Below are 17,853 nucleotides of genomic sequence, written 5' to 3'. Positions count from 1 at the left end.
ACCCTTGAACCGAAAGGAATATAGCAATGTTACGTATCACGTCGAAATTCGCTGGCCAAACAGCACGTCGCGATAAAATCGCTGCCGGGCTTGCCATTTCCATCGTCTCTATCCTCGCAACAGCGCTGCCTGCCGCCGCGCAACTCGTTTTTTCGTCCGATTGCCGGAACTACCAGCCCATTGCGGTCGCCCCGCCGAACGACGCGATCCTCTTCACCAAGCAGCCGGTGCCCCATCCGAACGGAACGGCCTCCGTCTTTGCGATCGTCGGAGCCGACACCTATGTCATTCCGGCTGGGGCCAACTCCTGCATCGTCGCCGCTCCCCCCGCCGATGACAATTACTGCTTCATTGCCCGTAACGACAACACGATCGACGGCGTCGGTTTTGCCGCCATTCGAAATCCGGGGGGCCTGACCGCCTGCCAGTAAGGGGTGAATTTCCTACATCCAGCAGTTCTCGTCCGGTCTTGCGCGAAGGTGAGGCGGAAAGTGGAATATCCACCTCCGCCCGCTGTCGCGCGCTTGTCACCCTGGCGACCCAATTCTGCACGCTAAGAAGCAATCGGTGGGTGAAAGAAACTACAGCTAATGAGCAGTTCATAGGCACTGGCGAGCGGTAATCTTTCAGGTTCCAAGGATTCTATTGACGGCGGCCGCGATAGCGGCCTCCGTCGGTGAACCAGCCCTTCGTCATGCCGCGCCCCGCCAAGACGCTGACGATTTGCATTCCCGCCGGCATCGAGCAAGGCGGACGGCCCATAGAGACTGGAATAGAATAAACCTTCGGGAAGCTGGGCAGTAACTTGAGTAAAAGTCTTTTTATGACGGTCTCTTAGTCAGCCTTGGTCTGCCTATGCGCTTGCCGCTGTGTTCGGAATCTGCCAAGCTAAATAGACACATCTTATTGTGCCCTCCCCCAGCCGGTGAATGCGAAGGTCGCTTCCGGTCTGCCTATCTGCAGGATTTGCCGCGCTTGAGCAGATGACTTTCGAACCAGCCGCGAAAAGGCGAAAGATTGCTGTTAACTCCTCTGTGCGCTCTGCCGGCAACCAGGTGAATCCGAGCGCAATGACCGACCACTCCTCGAACAAGATCTGAGAAGAGACGATGACACGCAGCCAAAAAGAAAAGATGCTCGCAGGCGAGATGTATAACGCAGCGGATCCTGAGATCCAAGCCGAGTTGCTCCTCACCGGGGCTTGGCTGAAACGGTACAATGACACGCTGGGCGACCCCGCCGAGCGGTGGCATGCGCTTCTGTTAGAACGATTGGGGGCTGTCGGGCTTGGAGCTGCTATTCGTCCTCCGTTCCACTGCGATTACGGGTTCAACATCCGGATCGGAGCGTGGGTCTACATCAATTTCAACTGCGTCATCCTTGACGTGGCAGCAGTGACTATCGGCGACGGAACCGCAATAGGGCCTGCTGTGCAGATTTATACTGCGGACCATCCACATGATCCAGAGCAGCGCCAGGCTGGGTTGCAGTTGGGACGACCGGTCAGCATTGGCAGGCACGTCTGGATTGGAGGTGGAGCAATCATTCTCCCGGGCGTGACGATCGGCGATCATGCTGTCATTGGCGCTGGTAGCGTGGTCACTCGAGATGTTCCTGCTGGAAGCACGGCGATGGGAAATCCAGCTCGGGTCAGGGTTGGTGGACGCTTGCCGCAATCATAAAAGTAGGCGTCGGGCGAAAATCCGGTGGTTAGGGGTAGTCTCGTTGCTTGTGCGAACGACGATTCTGGGTCGCCATGGCCCGTGCGACCGTCGGCACTCTGACGCAGTTCTCTTTGCAAATGCGGTCGGTCAGTCCGTGCTAAGTGATTACTGATCGCGTTTGCTACGACCGGCTGCACATTGCACCGGACCGCCGGATTCCAGTGTCAGGATCCGGCTGTCCTGTCGAAAACTTAAGGCACCATCTACTGCCGACACACGCGGCCATGTGACCTTTCCTCGGAGACCGTTTGAAGATAGCCTGCGTTCGTCCCATGCCAAAGCCTCCTTCCCATCGGCGCCCGAAACCAACCTGTCGAATCTAGATCGACTGATGTTTTCCAGGAGATGCTGGTTCTGCTTCCGATTTATGAGTTGCGAACTGGTCGCATGCGAAGGGGCCAATTACGTTTAGGCTCAACTCGCAGATACAGACCGCTTCACCTGCATGAGCACGAATTGTTTTCGTGCGCTCGATGAATGACAATTGCTCGCTCTGAATAGAAATCACGCGCGGTATGTCGTCGGTAAATATCTTGCTGTCGCCAGGAACATCTTCAGAAGTAGGCACCGATCACCCGGCGCAGCCTATCGGTCCCACTCTGCAGAAAGCGCCTTTCGCCACGTACAGCGTTGATTGACCAGCTACCTAAGTACACTGCATCCATAACGTGGATGATAGCTATCCCAACAATCAATTTTACTAATCTGTTTGGATTTATTAGCACGCGCTGGAGGACACGCGCCGAGCGGCGTCCGCCTCCTGATTACCTGTCGGGGGCTCTTGACATGGGTGACGAGCATGTGTGGAATTGTTGGCATAGTGGGACATAAGCCCGTGTCGGAGCGACTGATCGAAGCCTTGGAGCGGCTGGAATATCGCGGCTATGATTCATCCGGCGTTGCTACGATCTTCGAAGGAGAATTGCACCGACGCCGTGCGGAAGGCAAGCTCGGGAACCTTAAAACGAGATTGAAGGAAGCGCCCCTGAGCGGCACCGTCGGCATTGCCCACACACGATGGGCGACCCATGGCGCACCGACAGAATGCAACGCTCACCCGCACTTTACCGATGGTGTAGCCGTTGTTCATAACGGCATCATCGAAAATTTCTCCAAGCTAAAGGACGCATTGGCGGAGGTAGGGGCCAAGTTCCAGACTGACACGGACACCGAGGTGATTGCGCATCTCCTGACAAAATTCCGCCGGGGTGGCATGGGATGCCTTGAGGCAATGCATGCCATGTTGAAGTGCGTCGAGGGCGCCTTCGCTCTTGCCATCCTGTTTGAGGATGATCCCGCGACCATTATGGTGGCGCGCAATGGACCACCGTTAGTGATAGGCCACGGCGATGGTGAGATGTTTCTAGGCTCCGACGCGATCGCTCTTGCTCCGTTCACCAATGACATCACATATCTGAACGATGGCGATTGGGCTGTTGTAGGCAAAACGAGTGTCCAGGTTTTCGATATCGAAGGCAATGTCGTTACGCGCCCACGGCACACATCGCTTGCTACCGCAGACCTGGTCGGCAAGGGCAATCACCCGCATTTTATGGAGAAGGAAATCTACGAGCAACCGGAGGTCATCGCCGGTGCTCTTGGTCACTACATCAATGTCAACGATAGTCATGTCACAACGACTTCAACCGAAATCGATTTCGCCGGGGTTGAGAGCCTCGCGATCTCCGCCTGCGGCACGGCATATCTTGCGGGACTAATTGGCAAATATTGGTTCGAGCGCTACGCACGCTTAATCGTTGAAATTGATGTCGCCTCTGAATTCCGTTATCGAGAAATCCCGTTGTCGCCGCGGTCGGCAGCGCTCTTCATCTCTCAATCTGGTGAGACGGCTGACACGCTTGCATCGCTGCGCTATTGCAAAGCACATGGTCTGAGAATAGGCGCTGTCGTCAATACCCGAGAATCAACTATTGCCCGCGAGGCAGATGCCATCTTTCCGATCCTCGCCGGGCCAGAGATCGGCGTTGCTTCTACCAAGGCATTCACTTGCCAGCTAGCTGTTCTCGCTGCGCTAGCCATCGGCGCAGGCAAGGCGCGAGGCACGATCGCAGACGACGAGGAACAATTGCTCGTCCAAAGTTTGGCGACGTTGCCGAGCGTTATGCGACAGGTGCTGAACGACATCAAGCCGGGGATCGACCTCTTGTCACGGGAATTGTCGAATTACCGCGACGTGCTCTATCTCGGCCGCGGCACGAGTTTCCCATTGGCCATGGAAGGTGCGCTGAAGCTCAAGGAGGTTTCCTATATTCATGCTGAAGGTTATGCGGCAGGAGAATTAAAACACGGTCCGATCGCCCTGATCGATGAAAATATGCCAGTCATCGTCATCGCGCCACATGATCGGTTCTTCGATAAAACTGTCTCCAATATGCAGGAAGTGGCCGCCCGCGGCGGCCGCATCATTCTGATCACCGACGAGACGGGAGCTTCGATGTCAAAACTCCCCACCATGCACACTATCGTATTACCCGATGTTGCGGAGATTATCGCGCCGATGATCTTTTCTCTGCCGCTGCAGCTTCTTGCGTATCACACAGCGGTCGTCATGGGGGCAGATGTGGACCAGCCGCGGAATCTGGCTAAATCAGTCACAGTCGAATGATCGTGACGATTGGTTAGATCGCAACTCGCTTCCGAGAAAATCCAGGACTTGATCAGACATCAAAAAAGTGAGGTCGTATGCACGAACTTTCGCTCGCCGACGTGCCGTCGCGAATTGGCCAGGAGCTCGGTAAATCCGAATGGATCACCGTCGATCAAACTACAATCGATCTCTTTGCCGATGCGACACACGATCATCAATTCATCCACGTGCACCCGGAACGCGCGGCAGTCGAAAGCCCGTTTGGTGGCACTATCGCTCACGGCTTCCTGACACTCTCGCTTCTGTCGGCGATGAACTTCAGCGGCATGCCAAAGATCCGCGAGCAGACCATGGGCCTTAACTACGGCTTAGACCGGGTGCGTTTCATGTCACCAGTTAAGACCGGCAGCCGTGTGCGCGGTCGCTTCGTTCTCTCTGAATGTCAATTTCGCGGCGCAAGCATGCTGGTGACTACCTACGAGGTTACGGTGGAGATCGAGAACGAGAACCGACCGGCACTCACTGCTAATTGGATCACTATCATTCAGTTTGATCCGAACGACAGGCCTAAAGGGATTTGACGCCAGCTCGCGCCAGCGGGTGTCGACTTGTTGTTTTGGCTGCACGCGATTTCGTAGTGTCACGCCGGAATTCTCGATCTGCTGCGTCGGCAATTGCGCGCTGGCATCATCCTTCGGGCAGGCGAAACGGGTTTGAGTTGAATTTCGCTGTAATGGAGGCTGATTGATTGCATTCGTTCCGTCTGGCCGCTGCGGTGTTGCCGCTACTTTTGTCATCTTGCATGCTCGGGCCCGACCATGCACCGCCGGAAACGCCTTTGCCGGAGAAGTTTTCCGAGGGTGCAAAACAGAGCGCCGGCGATGTTGCGGTGTCGGCGTGGTGGGATTCGTTTTCAGATCGTACGCTCAACCAGTACGTTGCCTCCGGCCTGCATGAGAACCTCAGTGTTCAGCAGGCGCTCGAAAGGGTTAATGCCGCCGCCGCGGACGTCACCATCGCTGGCGCCGGGGGCCTTCCCAAGGCATCACACACGACAAGCGGCGAGATCGGCAAAGGGGGAGATGTCACGAGCACACAGAATGTCTCGAGCGTGCAACTATCGTTGACCTGGCTGCTGGACGTATTCGGTCAGTACCGGCGCAGCACTGAAAGCGCACTGGCTTCTCTTGATTCTGCGCATGCGGCTGTCGACGCCGCAAAGCTAGCTCTAATCAAAGATCTTGTTTCCTCCTACATCGACGCCCGGTACTACCAGCAGCGCGTCTCGATTTCCCGAGCGAACCTGAAGTCGCGCCAGGAGACCTACGATTTCACGAATTTTCAAGTCGAAGCGGGAGCGGCTTCCCGGCTGGATGTCTTGCAAGCCGAAGGACTTGTCCGATCGACGATTGCCGAAATACCAAGGCTAGAACTGAATTTTCGCGTGTCGGCGCATCACATTGCGGCCCTCCTCGCTTTGCCGTCGGAAACAGTGATCAAGCAACTGCAGAAAAGTGAAGGGCAGCCGGTCTATCGCGGAAAGATCAATGCCGGCATTCCCGCCGATCTTATTCGCAATCGATTCGATATTCGCCAGGCTGAACGGGATCTCGCCGCCGCGACTGCACAGATCGGCGTGGCGGAAGCACAGCTTTACCCCGCGATAACGCTCTCCGGCTCGATCACCCCTTCCTATAACAAGCAGCGCGGCCGTCACGGGGGTATCTTGAAATGGTCCTTCGGGCCGAGCCTCGACCTCCCAATTCTGGACGGCGGCCGTTTGCGGGCAAACGTGGAGACTTCTAAATCGGACGCCGCAGCAGCCTACATAAGCTGGAAATTAACCGTCCTGACAGCTGTGCAGGAAGTCGAGGACGCTTTGACAGCCGTCCGACGCGACGTTCACACAGAGAACTCACGTCGCAGGCAAGTAGAAACGATCGAAGAAGCACTGAAGCTTTCGACGGCCTCGTACACTGATGGCGCCTCTTCTCTCCTCGATGTTCTCGAAGCGCAAAGGCAGGTGTCCAGCGCTCAGGCGAGCCTCGCTGCGGCGATCCAACAACTGGCCAAGGATCACGTGCGGTTGAATGTAGCAATCCGCGGTGGTTTTGCGGCTCCCAAAGTCGCGTCACCCAGGGAGGCCTCGAGGGTTGCAGCCGCAAATGCAAACATCCAATCCGCACATTCGCAATAGCCGAGCGCTGGATGCGGGATGGTTTAACCTGATCACGTCATTAGCGCGCCAGCGCCTGAGTTGTATTGGCGCCGGCCGGGAGGTCGTCCAATCGCGGCACATGCCCTTCACCACCTCCCGCTTACGAGCAGGGCTTAGAGCTAATGGGATGGTCCGCCCTGTCTCCCGAGAGCATAACGGAGGTGGGCAAAGGAGGGCTGAAATTATGGATCGCAACCAACTGCGCCAATGCGCCGTCTTCGGCATCGATATCGGAAAGAACCTCTTCCACGTGGTCGGCCTGGATAGTTCCGGCGCGAGACGCTACTGCAGTTCTTCGAACGAGCGAACAGAACGCTTGTCGGAATGGAATCCCGTCCGGGTTCCCAATGGCTTGCGCCAAGTTGCAGACGATGGGGCATTCCGTCCGCATCATCCCGGCGCAGTGAAGTCTATGTAAAATCGAACAAGAATGACATCATCGATGCTGCGGCGATCGCAGAAGCTGCAAGGCGACCGACGATGCGCTTCGTTGGCATTAAGCAAGCCGATCAGGTCGATCTTCAGATGTTGCATTGGGTGCGTATTCCGATGAAACCGGCCATTTTTCGGGCTGATCCTGGGTCTGTTTGATGTTTGGATCGGGTTTTGTGCCAGGTCAAGCTTTGCTGTGTTTCAAGCGCCATCGGTGAACGCTGTTTGCGCATACTTTCGCCAATGATATCGATGCCTCGGCGTTGTGAACGAGGCGATCCAGTATCGCATCGGCGGCGTTGGGTTTGAAATAATTTCCCACCAGCGATCCAGGGGCACCTGGCTTGTGACGATCGTCGAGCGACGCTCGTAGCGGTCTTCGATGATCTCGAGAAGATCGCGGCGCTGATCATCGTTGAGTTTTTCCGGTCCCCAGTCATCGAGGATCAGCAGGTCGGTCTTGGCGATAGATTTGGGGATTCTGCCGTATCGCCCGTCACCCCTTGCAAGCGCGAGCGTGGCGAACAGCCGGGGAACGCGGTGGTATGCAACGGAGAAATCCTCGCGGCATGCTTTGACCGATGGATGCGGCCCAGCGCCGAAAGCGATCTGGTGTCCACTCAGCGTATCGCCGGTGGGAACTGGTCATGTGATCTGGGTCGGTTCCATGACGACAGCCGCCATAGCGGCGCTGATGGACGGCGATGCGCTTGCCGCGGTAAAAGATCTCGATGGTGCGCGCCGTTGCTCTAAGATCGACCTGCTGGCGAATGAGGGCATGGGGGACGGAATAAAAGAAGCTTTTGAACTCGACGTGATAATCGGTCGAGACACGGACCAGACGCCATTCGGCGAATTCGTAGTTTCACCCGGGAGGCTAGCGAGCGCAGCACGTTCGACACGTTCAAATACTTGCCGCCGGGTAACACCCAATCGACGCATGAGGTGATCGTTGATGCGATCAAGTGCCAATAGCGGCATTGGCCTCAGCCAGCGAGAAGAAAGTCAGCTTGCGCAACCGCCCCAGGATGCAGGTGGCGCATGGCGGCGTCGTCATCGGCGACGAGAACTTGTTTCAATGGCGTACCTTTACTGGTGCAGTCGATCAATAAATCACGTCGTTTCTATTTTCAGTTCCCTGCGCCACGTTGGGAAAGAGAAGCGCCCCAAGGGTGGAACGCTCCTCGGATCTTCGAATTAAATGAAGCCGAAATTTTCCGCCGTAAGCGAGGTAAGATCCGACATGTCGTGCAGATTGTCGACATGAGCGAAGGCATGCGCGTGGTTCGCAGAATCGACATAGGCTAGTGTCGCACCGTGAGTTTTGCCATCTTGACCGAGAGTTTTTTCGTCATGGTAGACAATGATGTCACCGGGGACTTCGTCGTGAATAGCGGTCGCGGCGGCAGAGCCAGACGTGAACCCTCGATCCGTGATTACCACGACGTGCTGACCGTGCGCTTTCGCGGCCTCGCCATTGTAGAAAGTGTCCACAAATTCGCCTGGGAAACCCTTCGAGTGGTTGATGAAATTTGCGCCAAACAGATCCCCTTTGCCGAAGTCACCGGCGTCCATGACAAAACGGTCTTGCTTCGGGTCGAAATCCGTCACAGTCGTATACCAGTGCGTTGTTCCAACCATAGGATCGTGGAACCGAAACACGAAGGCGTCGCCGTCTTCGCCGCCAGTCAGAACATCTGCGCCGTCGCCGGCCACCAGGGTATCCCTTCCCTTACCGGCGTCGAGCCTGTCGTCGCTCTCGCCGGTATGTGGTATTACGCGGCGCACTTCGAAGGGGTTGAAGGCTTTGAATGAGCCGTCACTATACAGGAGGTCGTCACCATCATCAGCATGGATTGTGTCTGAGCCATCCCCCGCATAGACAATGTCATGGCCGTCACCGGCAAAGATCACGTCGTGGCCGGCTTGAGCCCAAACCCAATCATCGCCGCCGCCGGCTTTGATCCAGTCATTGAGCTCGCGTGCATAGATTGTGTCGTTGTCATCGGATCCGTTAATAAAGGGGCTGTTATCAGTGCCTTTGATCATCATCGCAAATACTCCTTATGAGGCAACGGGCGCCGCCTGTGCCCCTTATCTTTTCCAAGAGCGAATTAGTGAAATCCATTGTTTTGATATGACCTATTTGAATGACGGATGCGAAAATGTTTATCTCGGCCGCACGGCACGCCCTTCGTAGTTGGCCGGCAGATATGAAAACGACTGGGGGCTATGATGATCGGCGGCCGAGCCGTGGCAACAATGTCCGCGACATCTCGTTGACGAAGGCGAAAGCTTCCTCCTTCGTATGCGCTGCAGGCATAGTCTGCAGAGCACCTTACTCAGGGTGCTTTGCAGATCGAAAACCTCAGCTCCAGGCGTGGAGCGGTGGCTTCTCGCCGTTCAGGAAATACTTACCCAAAATGGCATACTTCCAGCGGACGGGGTCGTGCAGAGTATGGGTGCGGGCGTTGCGCCAGTGGCGATCAAGCCCGTGCTCTGCAAGGGTCGAGCGCGTTCCTGCCAGTTCGAACAACTTGTTGGCGGCCGCGATCGCGATCTCAGTGGAGAGGATCTTGGCTTCGGCGGTAACGATCTGGGCTTCCGCAACGGTTCCCGCGTTCGGGTCGAGGATCGCTCGGTCAATGGCATAACCTGCCTTTTCAAGCAGCGCCTGCGCCGCATGAAGCCTTAGCGTCAAGTCCCCGATCGCCTGGATTGTGTACGGATCGTCCCAAGCGTTGTCGACGCCGGAATCCACCCAGGCGCGGCTCTTGGTGCGCACAAAACTGACGGTCTCGTCAATCGCGGCCTGCGCGATGCCGGTATCGACAGCCACTTGGATAATCTGGAAGATCGCTCCGTCCGCAGTCGGCACTTCATACCCTTTGTAGCCAGGCACGAGATGCGTCTTCGACACTTTGACGTTGTTAAGCAGTACCGTGCCCGACAGCGTGGTACGCTGGCCAAAGGAGGACCAGTCGTCGATGACAGTCAGACCCGGGGCACCGCGCTCGGCAATTGCGTACCAGGCCCTGCCCTCGTCATCCAGTGCCACGATTGGCACCAGATGCGCGAGCAGCGCTCCTGACGAGTAGAATTTCTGGCCGTTGACCACGACATGATCTCCGGCATCAACGAATTTTGTTTCGAAGTCGACCGCACGCTTGGATCCAAATTCGGAGAAGGCATTGCCGAAGCGCGTTCCTTTCAACACTTCCGCGAAGAGCAGCTTCTGTTGGTCTTCGTCTGACACCGTGCGGATGGCGGCGACCACACCCAGGTGGTTTTGCGCGATTTGTCCGATGGATGAATCGGCCGCCGAGATGATCTCGATGACCTTCGCAAGCGTCGCATAAGAGACCTCGGGACCGCCGAAGGCCTTCGGCACGTTGATAGACCAAAGCCCGCTTTGCGAAAACGCGTCCAGTTCCTTGACCGGCCAGATGCGGTCGCGATCGCGTGCTGCCGATTCCTTGACGAACTCTGCCGCGAGTGTCTTGGCGATGGCAATCGCTTCGGCGTCAGTCTTGATAATGTGGGCGGGCTGCGACGGGCGTGGAACAGGTGGCACGGCCTTTGCGGCATTTTCGGTATTTATGGTAGGATGGGTCACGGTGTTTCTCCTCTTGGATCGTGTTAGCCGACAACGGCGGGGATGGAGGGAGCCACGGCTCTCTGGCCGAGGTAGAAAGACTTGATGTCGTCGCGCCCTCGCAGATCCTGTGCGTCACCGGTCAGCACCGTGGCGCCGTTTTCGAGAATGATGGCGCGATCCGCATATTTCAGAGCGACGGCGGAATTCTGCTCCGCCACAAGGATAGAAAGACCTTCTTCGCGATTGAGGTGGCGGAGCTTCCGGAAAATGTCCTGGACGATGAGCGGCGCCAGTCCCATGGATGGTTCGTCGAGAACCAGGAGGCGCGGCCGCGACATGAGCGCCCGGCCGATCGCCGTCATCTGCTGCTCGCCACCCGAGGTCAGGCCGGAAAGTGCACGACGCTTTTCCTTCAACCTGGGGAAATGCGCGTAGATCTTCTCGATATCCTCGGCGATCTCAGCGCGCGTGCCGCTGCGGCCAAGCCCGCCGGAGACGAGGTTTTCCTCGACCGTCAGGCTGCGGAAGCAATGGCGGCCCTCAAGCACCTGCACGAGACCGGCACGCACCAGTGCAGCAGGGCTTGTGCGCAGGACATCGAGCCCGTCGAAGCGGATGCTGCCGGAAACGACTTGCCCACGTTCGGCTGGAAGCAGATTGGACAACGCCTTGAGCGTCGTCGTCTTTCCCGCGCCGTTGGCGCCAAGGAGCGCCAGAATTTCACCACGCGCCAGATGGAAACCAACGCCATCGAGCGCGGTGATGGCGTTATTGTACGTCGCCTTCAGACCATCGACCGCAAGCAGGGTAGTTTCCAGAGCCATGATCGTGTTCCTCTTGCCTTAAAAGGTCGGATTGAGAGAAGGCGCGAGGTTGGAGAGGGAGGCACCATCCTCGCGCCCGGTTCTTCAAGCCTCGCCCGTTATCAGGCGCGGCTTGAAGGGATCAGTTGGTCGCCGCCTCGGCGTCTGCCGCCGTGCGCAGCTTGATGCCCTTCTCGGCCGCGTAGGCTTCGGAAGACTTCTCGATGATGGGCCGCAACAGTGCCCAGTCCGGCGCGATCCAGTCAGAGACCACGTTCCACTTCTTCCCGTCCCACTGTTGGAAAGTCACGTAGCCGTTGCCCTCATGGTTATCCCAGGTGACATTGATCGAGTGGAACAGGCCCTTGGCGCCGAGCGCCTCGACACGCGCCGGATCGAGCTGAAGGTGTTCGAAGCCCCAGCGGACCTCGTCGCCAGTCAGCGTCCGCTTGCCGAACTTCTCCTGAGCGATCCGGATCGCCTCGACATTGAGGATGCCGTTGACGATACCCAGGTTATGGTAGACCGAGCCGATTCGCTTCTTGTCTTCGAGGTTCCCCTTGCCAGCGTCGTAGAGTGTTTTGACGATCTCCCGAACGACCGGGTATTCGGTGCCAGATGCCTGCGTGGTGATTGCCGTATAGCCCTTGGCAGCATCACCAGCGGGGATGACGTCTTCTTCTGAATTGGACCAGACGTTTCCGATTATATGATTTACCGGGAAACCAACCTTGGCTGCGGTCTTCAGCGCGACCGGGTTCATCACGCCCCATCCACGCAGGATGACGAAGTCTGGCTTGGCGCGGCGGATCGTCAGCCACTGCGACTGCTGCTCGTTCCCCGGATGCGGCACCTCGATCTGCTGTAGTTCAAAGGCGTATTTCTTCGCCAACAGTTCGTAGATCGGGATCGTTTCCTTGCCATAAGGCGAGCCATGATAGAGAACGACGATCTTCTTACCCTTGAGGTTTTCGATACCGCCTTCCTTGCCGGCGATGTAGTTCACGATGCCGGAAGTTTCGCTGTACGGGTTGAGCAGCAGCGGGAAGACATAAGGGAAAACGCGGCCGTCGGTCGAATCCGTGCGGCCATGGTTGATGGTGATCAACGGGACCTTGTCGGCGGTGACGCGATCGATCATCGCATAGGCAATGCCCACGGAAAGCGGGTTCCAGGCAGCGACGTTCGGGTTGCTCTTCAGGCGCTCATAGGCCTCGACGCCACGCTCGACCTCGTACTGCGTCTCTGCTTCCGACCATGTTAGCTTGACGCCACCCACGCCGCCGTCGCGCGTGTTGATCAGGTTCAGATAATCGATGAAACCACCGAAGAAGCCGGTGCCGCCGGCAGCATAGGGGCCGACGCGATAGCTCTGGAGCGGGAAATATTGTTCGTCCGCATGGGCCATCGGCAGGGCCACCGTGAAGGCGAGGCCGGCGGCAAGAGCCGCAATCTTGAATTTGGCAAGGATCGTCATTTTTGGACATACTCCGGGTATCGACCGGGGCAAGGCGCCGGTCCGGGTTGATCTGATGAGGGCTGGTGGCATTTCGAGAGCCTTGATGGCTCCGTTTCGATCAGGAATGCACGATGGCGGAACGGATTCGTTTTCGGACCCGATCCCAAAGGGCGACAAGCCCATCCGGTTCGAGGACCAGAAAGAGGATGATGAGCGCGCCGAGCACGATGCGCTGGCTCATATCTAGCACGCCCGAATTGAAGATATTTCCGAGCAGGAAAGAGCCAAGCCGCGACAGGACCAGGGGGAACACAACGATCAGCGCCGCTCCGAAAAAAGCACCGCGGATCGATGCAAGCCCCCCGATGATGACGATGAACAGGACCTGGAACGACCGGTCAAGATTGAAACCGGCGGGCTCGACCGTGCGCAAATAGGCGAAGGCCCACAGGACGCCGGCGATTCCGATGATGAAGGAGGAGATTGCGAAGGCCAGAAGCTTGGTCTTCATCACCGGCACGCCTATGATCCGCGCCGCTGTCTCGTTGTCACGCACGGCGATGAAATTGTGGCCGGTCTGCGAATTCACCAACCGATACGCCAGAAAAGTGAGGACGGCGACCACCGTCAGCGCGAAATAGTATCGTCCGACCGGGTCATCGAAAACAAATCCGGAGACCGAAAGCTGCGGCGCATCGATCACGCCGGACGCGGAGTCATTAGAGAACCAGCTGAATTTGGTCAGCGCCCACTGCACGAAAAACTGCGCAGCGAGGGTCGATACTGCAAGGTAAAAGCCCTTGAGGCGGAGGCTCGGAAGGCCGAACACCAGACCGATGCCGGCCGCCGCAAGACCAGCAAGAATCATGCTGACGATCAATGGCAGACCGTCGACGCGAAGATTGAGATTGAACGCTGCGAAGGCACCGACAGCCATGAAGGCAGCACTTCCCAGTGACACCTGCCCTGCATAACCCGTGAGGATATTGAGCCCCAAGCCGGCGAGGCTGAGCGCCAGGAACGGCACCAGGATAGCCTCGAAGAGATAGTCGGACCCGAGAAGCGGCACAACACCATAGGCAATGGCAAGCCAACGCAATGGCGTCGCCCAGTGCGCCGGGAAACTGTAGACCGAAAGATCATGGGTGATCGTGGACATCGGTCAGACCCTTTCCACAAGCTTCTGGCCGAACAGGCCGGAAGGGCGCACGAGAAGAAAGGCGAGCGCGATGACATAGGCAAACCAGCCCTCAATGCCGCCGCCGAAATATCCGCCGATATAGACCTCAGCCAGCTTCTCGGACGCGCCGATCAGCAACCCGCCGAGGATCGCGCCGAGGATCGAGTCGAACCCACCGAGGACGAGAACCGGCAAGGCCTTCAGGACGATCAGCGACAGGGAGAATTGCACCTCGACGCGCGCTCCCCACAAAAGACCGGCGACCAGCGCCACCAGACCTGCAGCAGCCCAGACGGTCGCCCAGATCCAGGGCAGCCTCAACCCAACGGCGAGCGCCGCGAACTGATCGTCGGCCACGGCGCGAAAACCAAGCCCGATGCGGGTGTAACGGAAGAAGACAGAGAGCAGCAGCACCATGGAGGCGGCAACGACGGCTGCGAAGATGTCGAATTGACTGATGTAGACACCACCGACATCGAACGGCACATCCTCGATACCAAGATCAAGACCGTGCACCTGCGTGCCCCAGATCAGTTGGGCAGCGCCCTCGATAATATAGGAGAGGCCGAGCGTCGCCATGAAGAGCGTGATCGGCGGTTTGTTGGTCAGCGGCCTCAACACGGTGCGCTCGACGGCTATCCCGATAACGACCATGATCGCGAAGGTGATCGCGAATGCGAGCGGGAAGGAAATGCCGCGTTCCGTCAGGCTGACGAAGGTCAGCGCCGCGAACAGGAGCATCGCCCCTTGCGCAAAATTGAGGACGCCGGATGTCTTGTAGATCAGGACGAAACCGATCGCGACCAGCGAATACATGACGCCGGACAAAAGGCCGCCGACGAGAACCTCCATGAAGAACAGCCAGTCGAAATCAGCCATCAGATGCCCGCCCCCTCTTCATTTTCGAGAGCGACACCGAGATAGGCATCAATCACGCGCTGGTCGCGCTGGATTTCGTTGGGTGTTCCATCGGCGATCTTGCGGCCGTGGTCGAGCACGACAACGCGTTCGGACAACCCCATGACAACGCCGATATCGTGCTCGATCAGCACGACGGTGGTACCGAACCTGTCACGTGCGGCGCGCACGAAATCGGCCATCTCGTTCTTTTCCGTCGCCGTCATTCCGGCCATCGGCTCATCGAGCAGCAGGATGTCGGGCTCGGCCACCAGAGCGCGCGCCAATTCCACCCGTTTTTGCAGACCATAAGGCAGTGTACCGACCAGACGATCGCCAATATGCGAAAGGTGGAGGAACTCGAGCACCTCGAAAGCCCGACTGCGGGCATCCCTCTGTTCCGTGCGGGCTCGACCGAGGCCGACGATCTGTTCGACGAAGCTAGACCGCGTCTTGTGCGCTCGTCCAACCACGACATTGTCGAGAACGCTCAAACCCTTGAACAATGCCAGGTTTTGGAACGTGCGAGCGATGCCGAGACGGGCAAGTTTCTGCGTCGGGACCTGGGCATGGCGGCGCCCGGAGAGCCACACAAAACCGCGATCGGGTCGGTATACGCCGCTGATCACATTGATGATCGAGCTCTTGCCAGCACCGTTGGGCCCTATAACGGCGAGGATTTCGCCACGCCAAACGGACAGATCGATATCCTTCAGGGCGACGACGCCACCGAAGGATAGATCGATGCGGACCAGCTCCAGAATGATGCCGTCCGTTGCGCCGGCTTCAATGGGCGACGCCCAGGCCGCGCCTGTTCCTCTGTCCAAGCCGGCCAAGTGCTCCTGAACGTCCGGCGGAAACGGCGCCGCTCCCAAGCCTCCGAAGGCAAATGTCATAGTGTGCAGCCCCTGCTTTCGACGGCGCGCCACGAGCCCACGAGTTCATAGGCGCACGCTATCCCACCACGAACCACCGGGTTCTTGGCCTGTCATCGTTGATGCGGCCGGCTTTGCGGGCCGGCCGACAACGTGTTGCGATTACTCGGCGGCGACGGCCGTCGCCGTTTCGGCTTCTTCCAACTCGCGAATCAACGGGATGACGTGCTTGCCGAAATACTCGACCTCTTCCTGGAAATGCAGGAAACCGAGAAGGATGAGGTCCGCGCCGGCGCGCTTCAGGTCGATGACCCGCTCGGCGACCTGGCGGGGTGTCCCTATCAGGTTGGAGCGGAAGCCGTCGTTGTACTGGATCAGGTCCTCGAAAGAGGATTTCGCCCAGTTGCCCTCGCCTTCAGGTGATGATTTCCCGGCGTTCTTGACTTCGTGCCCGAAGGCATTGACCGCCTCTGGATTGGCCTTCTCAATAATCTCGGCGAGCACGGCCCTTGCCTCTACCTCGGTCTCGCGGACGATGGCGAAAGCGTTGACACCAACGCGGACGGAATGACCGTTAGCCTTCGCCTTGCCCTGGATGTCAGCCACCTGCTTGCCGATTTCCTCCGGCGTGTTGCCATTGGTGAAGTACCAGTCGGAAACACGCGATGCCATGTCGCGTGCAGCGCGAGAGGAGCCGCCCTGGAAGATTTCCGGCTGTGGATCGATCGGCTTGGGCTTAAGCGAATAATTGTTGAAGCGATAGAAATCGCCGTGGAACGTGAAATTGTCTTCGGTCCAAATACCGCGCAGTGCGCGGATGAATTCCTCCGAGCGGCGGTAGCGCTCGTCATGGTCAAGCCAGTGCTCGCCAATTGCGTGGAACTCGCCTCGGAACCAGCCACTGACGATATTGACGGCGACACGACCATTGGTGAGGTGATTGATGGTGGCGATCTGCTTGGCCGCCAGTGTAGGATTCCATGGTCCCGGCAGAATGGCGGCAATCACCTTCAGCGTTGTCGTCGATTCCAGCAGCGCATGGCTAAAGGAGACGGATTCATGCTGGAATTCGGCGCCATAACCGGCGGTGAAACGAATTTGGCTCAGCGCATAATCGAAGCCACTAGCCTCGGCGATCTGCGCCAGCTTTCTGTTATATTCGATCGTCCAGCTCGTCCGCTGCTCAATATTGGAAATGACGAGGCCACCCGAAACATTGGGAACCCAGTAGGCGAATTTGACCGGCTCTCTGCTGGCATAGGACATGATACTCTCCCTCTTGAAATGGCTAGGCTGACGCGTCGGCGAGCGCCCGGCGGTTTGCATGAGCGCGCGCGGCAGCGGTGTGCTCAGAGAGCGGCAGCACCTGAGCGAGTTCTGAAACGGCGCGCTCGATACGCTCTTGAACGACAGGACTGGCGATCTCATAATCCGTGAAATCGGTTTCGGTAGCGTAGATCGACGTCGGCAGTGTCAGGGCGTTGAAGAAGCCGAATAGCGGGCGCAACTGATGTTCGGTCATCAAACCGTGCAGCGGTGTTCCACCTGTGGCAGCCAGAATGACCCGCTTTCCGGTCAGTGCGCGGTAGTCAACAAGGTCGAAGAGATGCTTGAGAGCGCCGGTATACGATGCCCGGTAGACCGGCGACCCGACAACAAGGACATCAGCCGCCTCGACGGCGTCGATAATCGCCCGCCCCTCGGCATCCAACTGGTCCGATCGAAGCGCCTTGAAGAGAATGGGGGCAGCGTCAACCAGTTCTATGGTTTGCCCATCGAGACTCAGCTTCGATGTGGCTTCCGACACGATCGCTTCCACAAGGGAGGCAGTTCGCGACGGTCGTTTCACACTCCCCGATAGACCCAGAATTTTCATTTCGGCAGCACCTTAATTGTTGTGTTAGTCTATCGATTTTATGGATAAATGGTAACGACTTGATGCTATTAATCCTTCCAATCATGGATTCTAATCCTGAAATCGCGCCAGCTTGACGAAATAAAAACCTCAGTAACCTGCGCAAGGCGTTCTATGTGGGGCAACGAACCGAATGCCATGGCG

15 protein-coding genes and 2 pseudogenes are annotated in these 17,853 nt (G+C 57.7%); 6 read left to right on the top strand and 11 right to left on the bottom strand.

Annotated features, from left to right (window positions below; genetic code table 11):
• The first annotated feature begins 26 nt into the window (after window positions 1-26).
• The 6 genes and pseudogenes from HJB82_RS15965 to HJB82_RS32005 form a co-directional block, all read left to right on the top strand.
• The gene (locus HJB82_RS15965; protein ID WP_131702634.1) at window positions 27-431 is read left to right on the top strand and encodes a hypothetical protein; all 405 of its coding nucleotides are present in this window, start codon (window positions 27-29) and stop codon (window positions 429-431) included.
• Window positions 432-1,109: 678 nt separating this feature from the next.
• A complete protein-coding gene (gene nodL / locus HJB82_RS15960; RefSeq protein WP_131702635.1) occupies window positions 1,110-1,682 on the top strand; it encodes a nodulation O-acetyltransferase NodL in 573 nt (190 codons plus the stop codon).
• An 841-nt stretch (window positions 1,683-2,523) separates the two neighbouring features.
• The gene (glmS, locus tag HJB82_RS15955; protein WP_221140613.1) at window positions 2,524-4,350 is read left to right on the top strand and encodes a glutamine--fructose-6-phosphate transaminase (isomerizing); all 1,827 of its coding nucleotides are present in this window, start codon (window positions 2,524-2,526) and stop codon (window positions 4,348-4,350) included.
• 77 nt (window positions 4,351-4,427) lie between these two features.
• Window positions 4,428-4,913 carry a MaoC family dehydratase gene (locus HJB82_RS15950; RefSeq protein WP_011654219.1) on the top strand — a complete coding sequence of 162 codons (486 nt, stop codon included), beginning with the start codon at window positions 4,428-4,430 and terminating at the stop codon, window positions 4,911-4,913.
• A gap of 167 nt (window positions 4,914-5,080) precedes the next feature.
• Window positions 5,081-6,529, top strand: coding sequence for an efflux transporter outer membrane subunit (locus tag HJB82_RS15945; protein ID WP_221140611.1), 1,449 nt, complete (start codon window positions 5,081-5,083; stop codon window positions 6,527-6,529).
• Between the two features lie 202 nt (window positions 6,530-6,731).
• Window positions 6,732-7,093: pseudogene (locus tag HJB82_RS32005) on the top strand (transposase); the annotation flags it as partial.
• A 110-nt stretch (window positions 7,094-7,203) separates the two neighbouring features.
• On the opposite strand, the pseudogene HJB82_RS15935 reads toward HJB82_RS32005, so the two are convergent.
• The 11 genes and pseudogenes from HJB82_RS15935 to msuE form a co-directional block, all read right to left on the bottom strand.
• Window positions 7,204-7,558 (bottom strand): annotated as a pseudogene (locus HJB82_RS15935) (ATP-binding protein); the annotation flags it as partial.
• Window positions 7,479-7,823, bottom strand: coding sequence for a Mu transposase domain-containing protein (locus HJB82_RS32000; protein WP_376775615.1), 345 nt, complete (start codon window positions 7,821-7,823; stop codon window positions 7,479-7,481). The pseudogene HJB82_RS15935 and the gene HJB82_RS32000, both read right to left, overlap by 80 nt.
• Before the next feature lie 356 nt (window positions 7,824-8,179).
• Complete coding sequence (locus HJB82_RS15925; RefSeq protein ID WP_221140609.1) at window positions 8,180-9,034, bottom strand: calcium-binding protein; 855 nt, start codon at window positions 9,032-9,034, stop codon at window positions 8,180-8,182.
• A gap of 316 nt (window positions 9,035-9,350) precedes the next feature.
• On the bottom strand, window positions 9,351-10,598 hold the full coding sequence (locus HJB82_RS15920; protein ID WP_127431425.1) for an SfnB family sulfur acquisition oxidoreductase: 1,248 nt from the start codon (window positions 10,596-10,598) through the stop codon (window positions 9,351-9,353).
• Between the two features lie 23 nt (window positions 10,599-10,621).
• On the bottom strand, window positions 10,622-11,404 hold the full coding sequence (locus HJB82_RS15915) for an ABC transporter ATP-binding protein (protein ID WP_168260017.1): 783 nt from the start codon (window positions 11,402-11,404) through the stop codon (window positions 10,622-10,624).
• A gap of 121 nt (window positions 11,405-11,525) precedes the next feature.
• Entirely contained in the window at window positions 11,526-12,860 is a 1,335-nt protein-coding gene (locus tag HJB82_RS15910; protein WP_168257376.1) for an ABC transporter substrate-binding protein, read from the bottom strand.
• 100 nt (window positions 12,861-12,960) lie between these two features.
• A complete protein-coding gene (locus HJB82_RS15905) occupies window positions 12,961-14,001 on the bottom strand; it encodes a branched-chain amino acid ABC transporter permease (protein WP_221140607.1) in 1,041 nt (346 codons plus the stop codon).
• Between the two features lie 3 nt (window positions 14,002-14,004).
• Complete coding sequence (locus HJB82_RS15900; RefSeq protein ID WP_221140605.1) at window positions 14,005-14,901, bottom strand: branched-chain amino acid ABC transporter permease; 897 nt, start codon at window positions 14,899-14,901, stop codon at window positions 14,005-14,007.
• Window positions 14,901-15,794 (bottom strand): ABC transporter ATP-binding protein, encoded by an 894-nt coding sequence (locus HJB82_RS15895; protein WP_409201848.1) that lies wholly within the window; start codon window positions 15,792-15,794, stop codon window positions 14,901-14,903. The genes HJB82_RS15900 and HJB82_RS15895 overlap by 1 nt, the downstream gene beginning before the upstream one ends.
• A gap of 162 nt (window positions 15,795-15,956) precedes the next feature.
• Window positions 15,957-17,060: a dimethylsulfone monooxygenase SfnG gene (sfnG, locus tag HJB82_RS15890; RefSeq protein WP_168257372.1), complete on the bottom strand. Its 1,104-nt coding sequence runs from the start codon at window positions 17,058-17,060 to the stop codon at window positions 15,957-15,959.
• A gap of 22 nt (window positions 17,061-17,082) precedes the next feature.
• Window positions 17,083-17,670, bottom strand: coding sequence for an FMN reductase (gene msuE, locus HJB82_RS15885; RefSeq protein WP_221140601.1), 588 nt, complete (start codon window positions 17,668-17,670; stop codon window positions 17,083-17,085).
• Window positions 17,671-17,853: the final 183 nt, after the last annotated feature.

The organism is Rhizobium sp. NZLR10, assembly GCF_019685125.1.
Taxonomy (GTDB): Bacteria; Pseudomonadota; Alphaproteobacteria; order Rhizobiales; family Rhizobiaceae; genus Rhizobium.
Note: the sequence above shows the minus strand (reverse complement) of the source record. Positions and strands in the feature narration are given on the sequence as shown.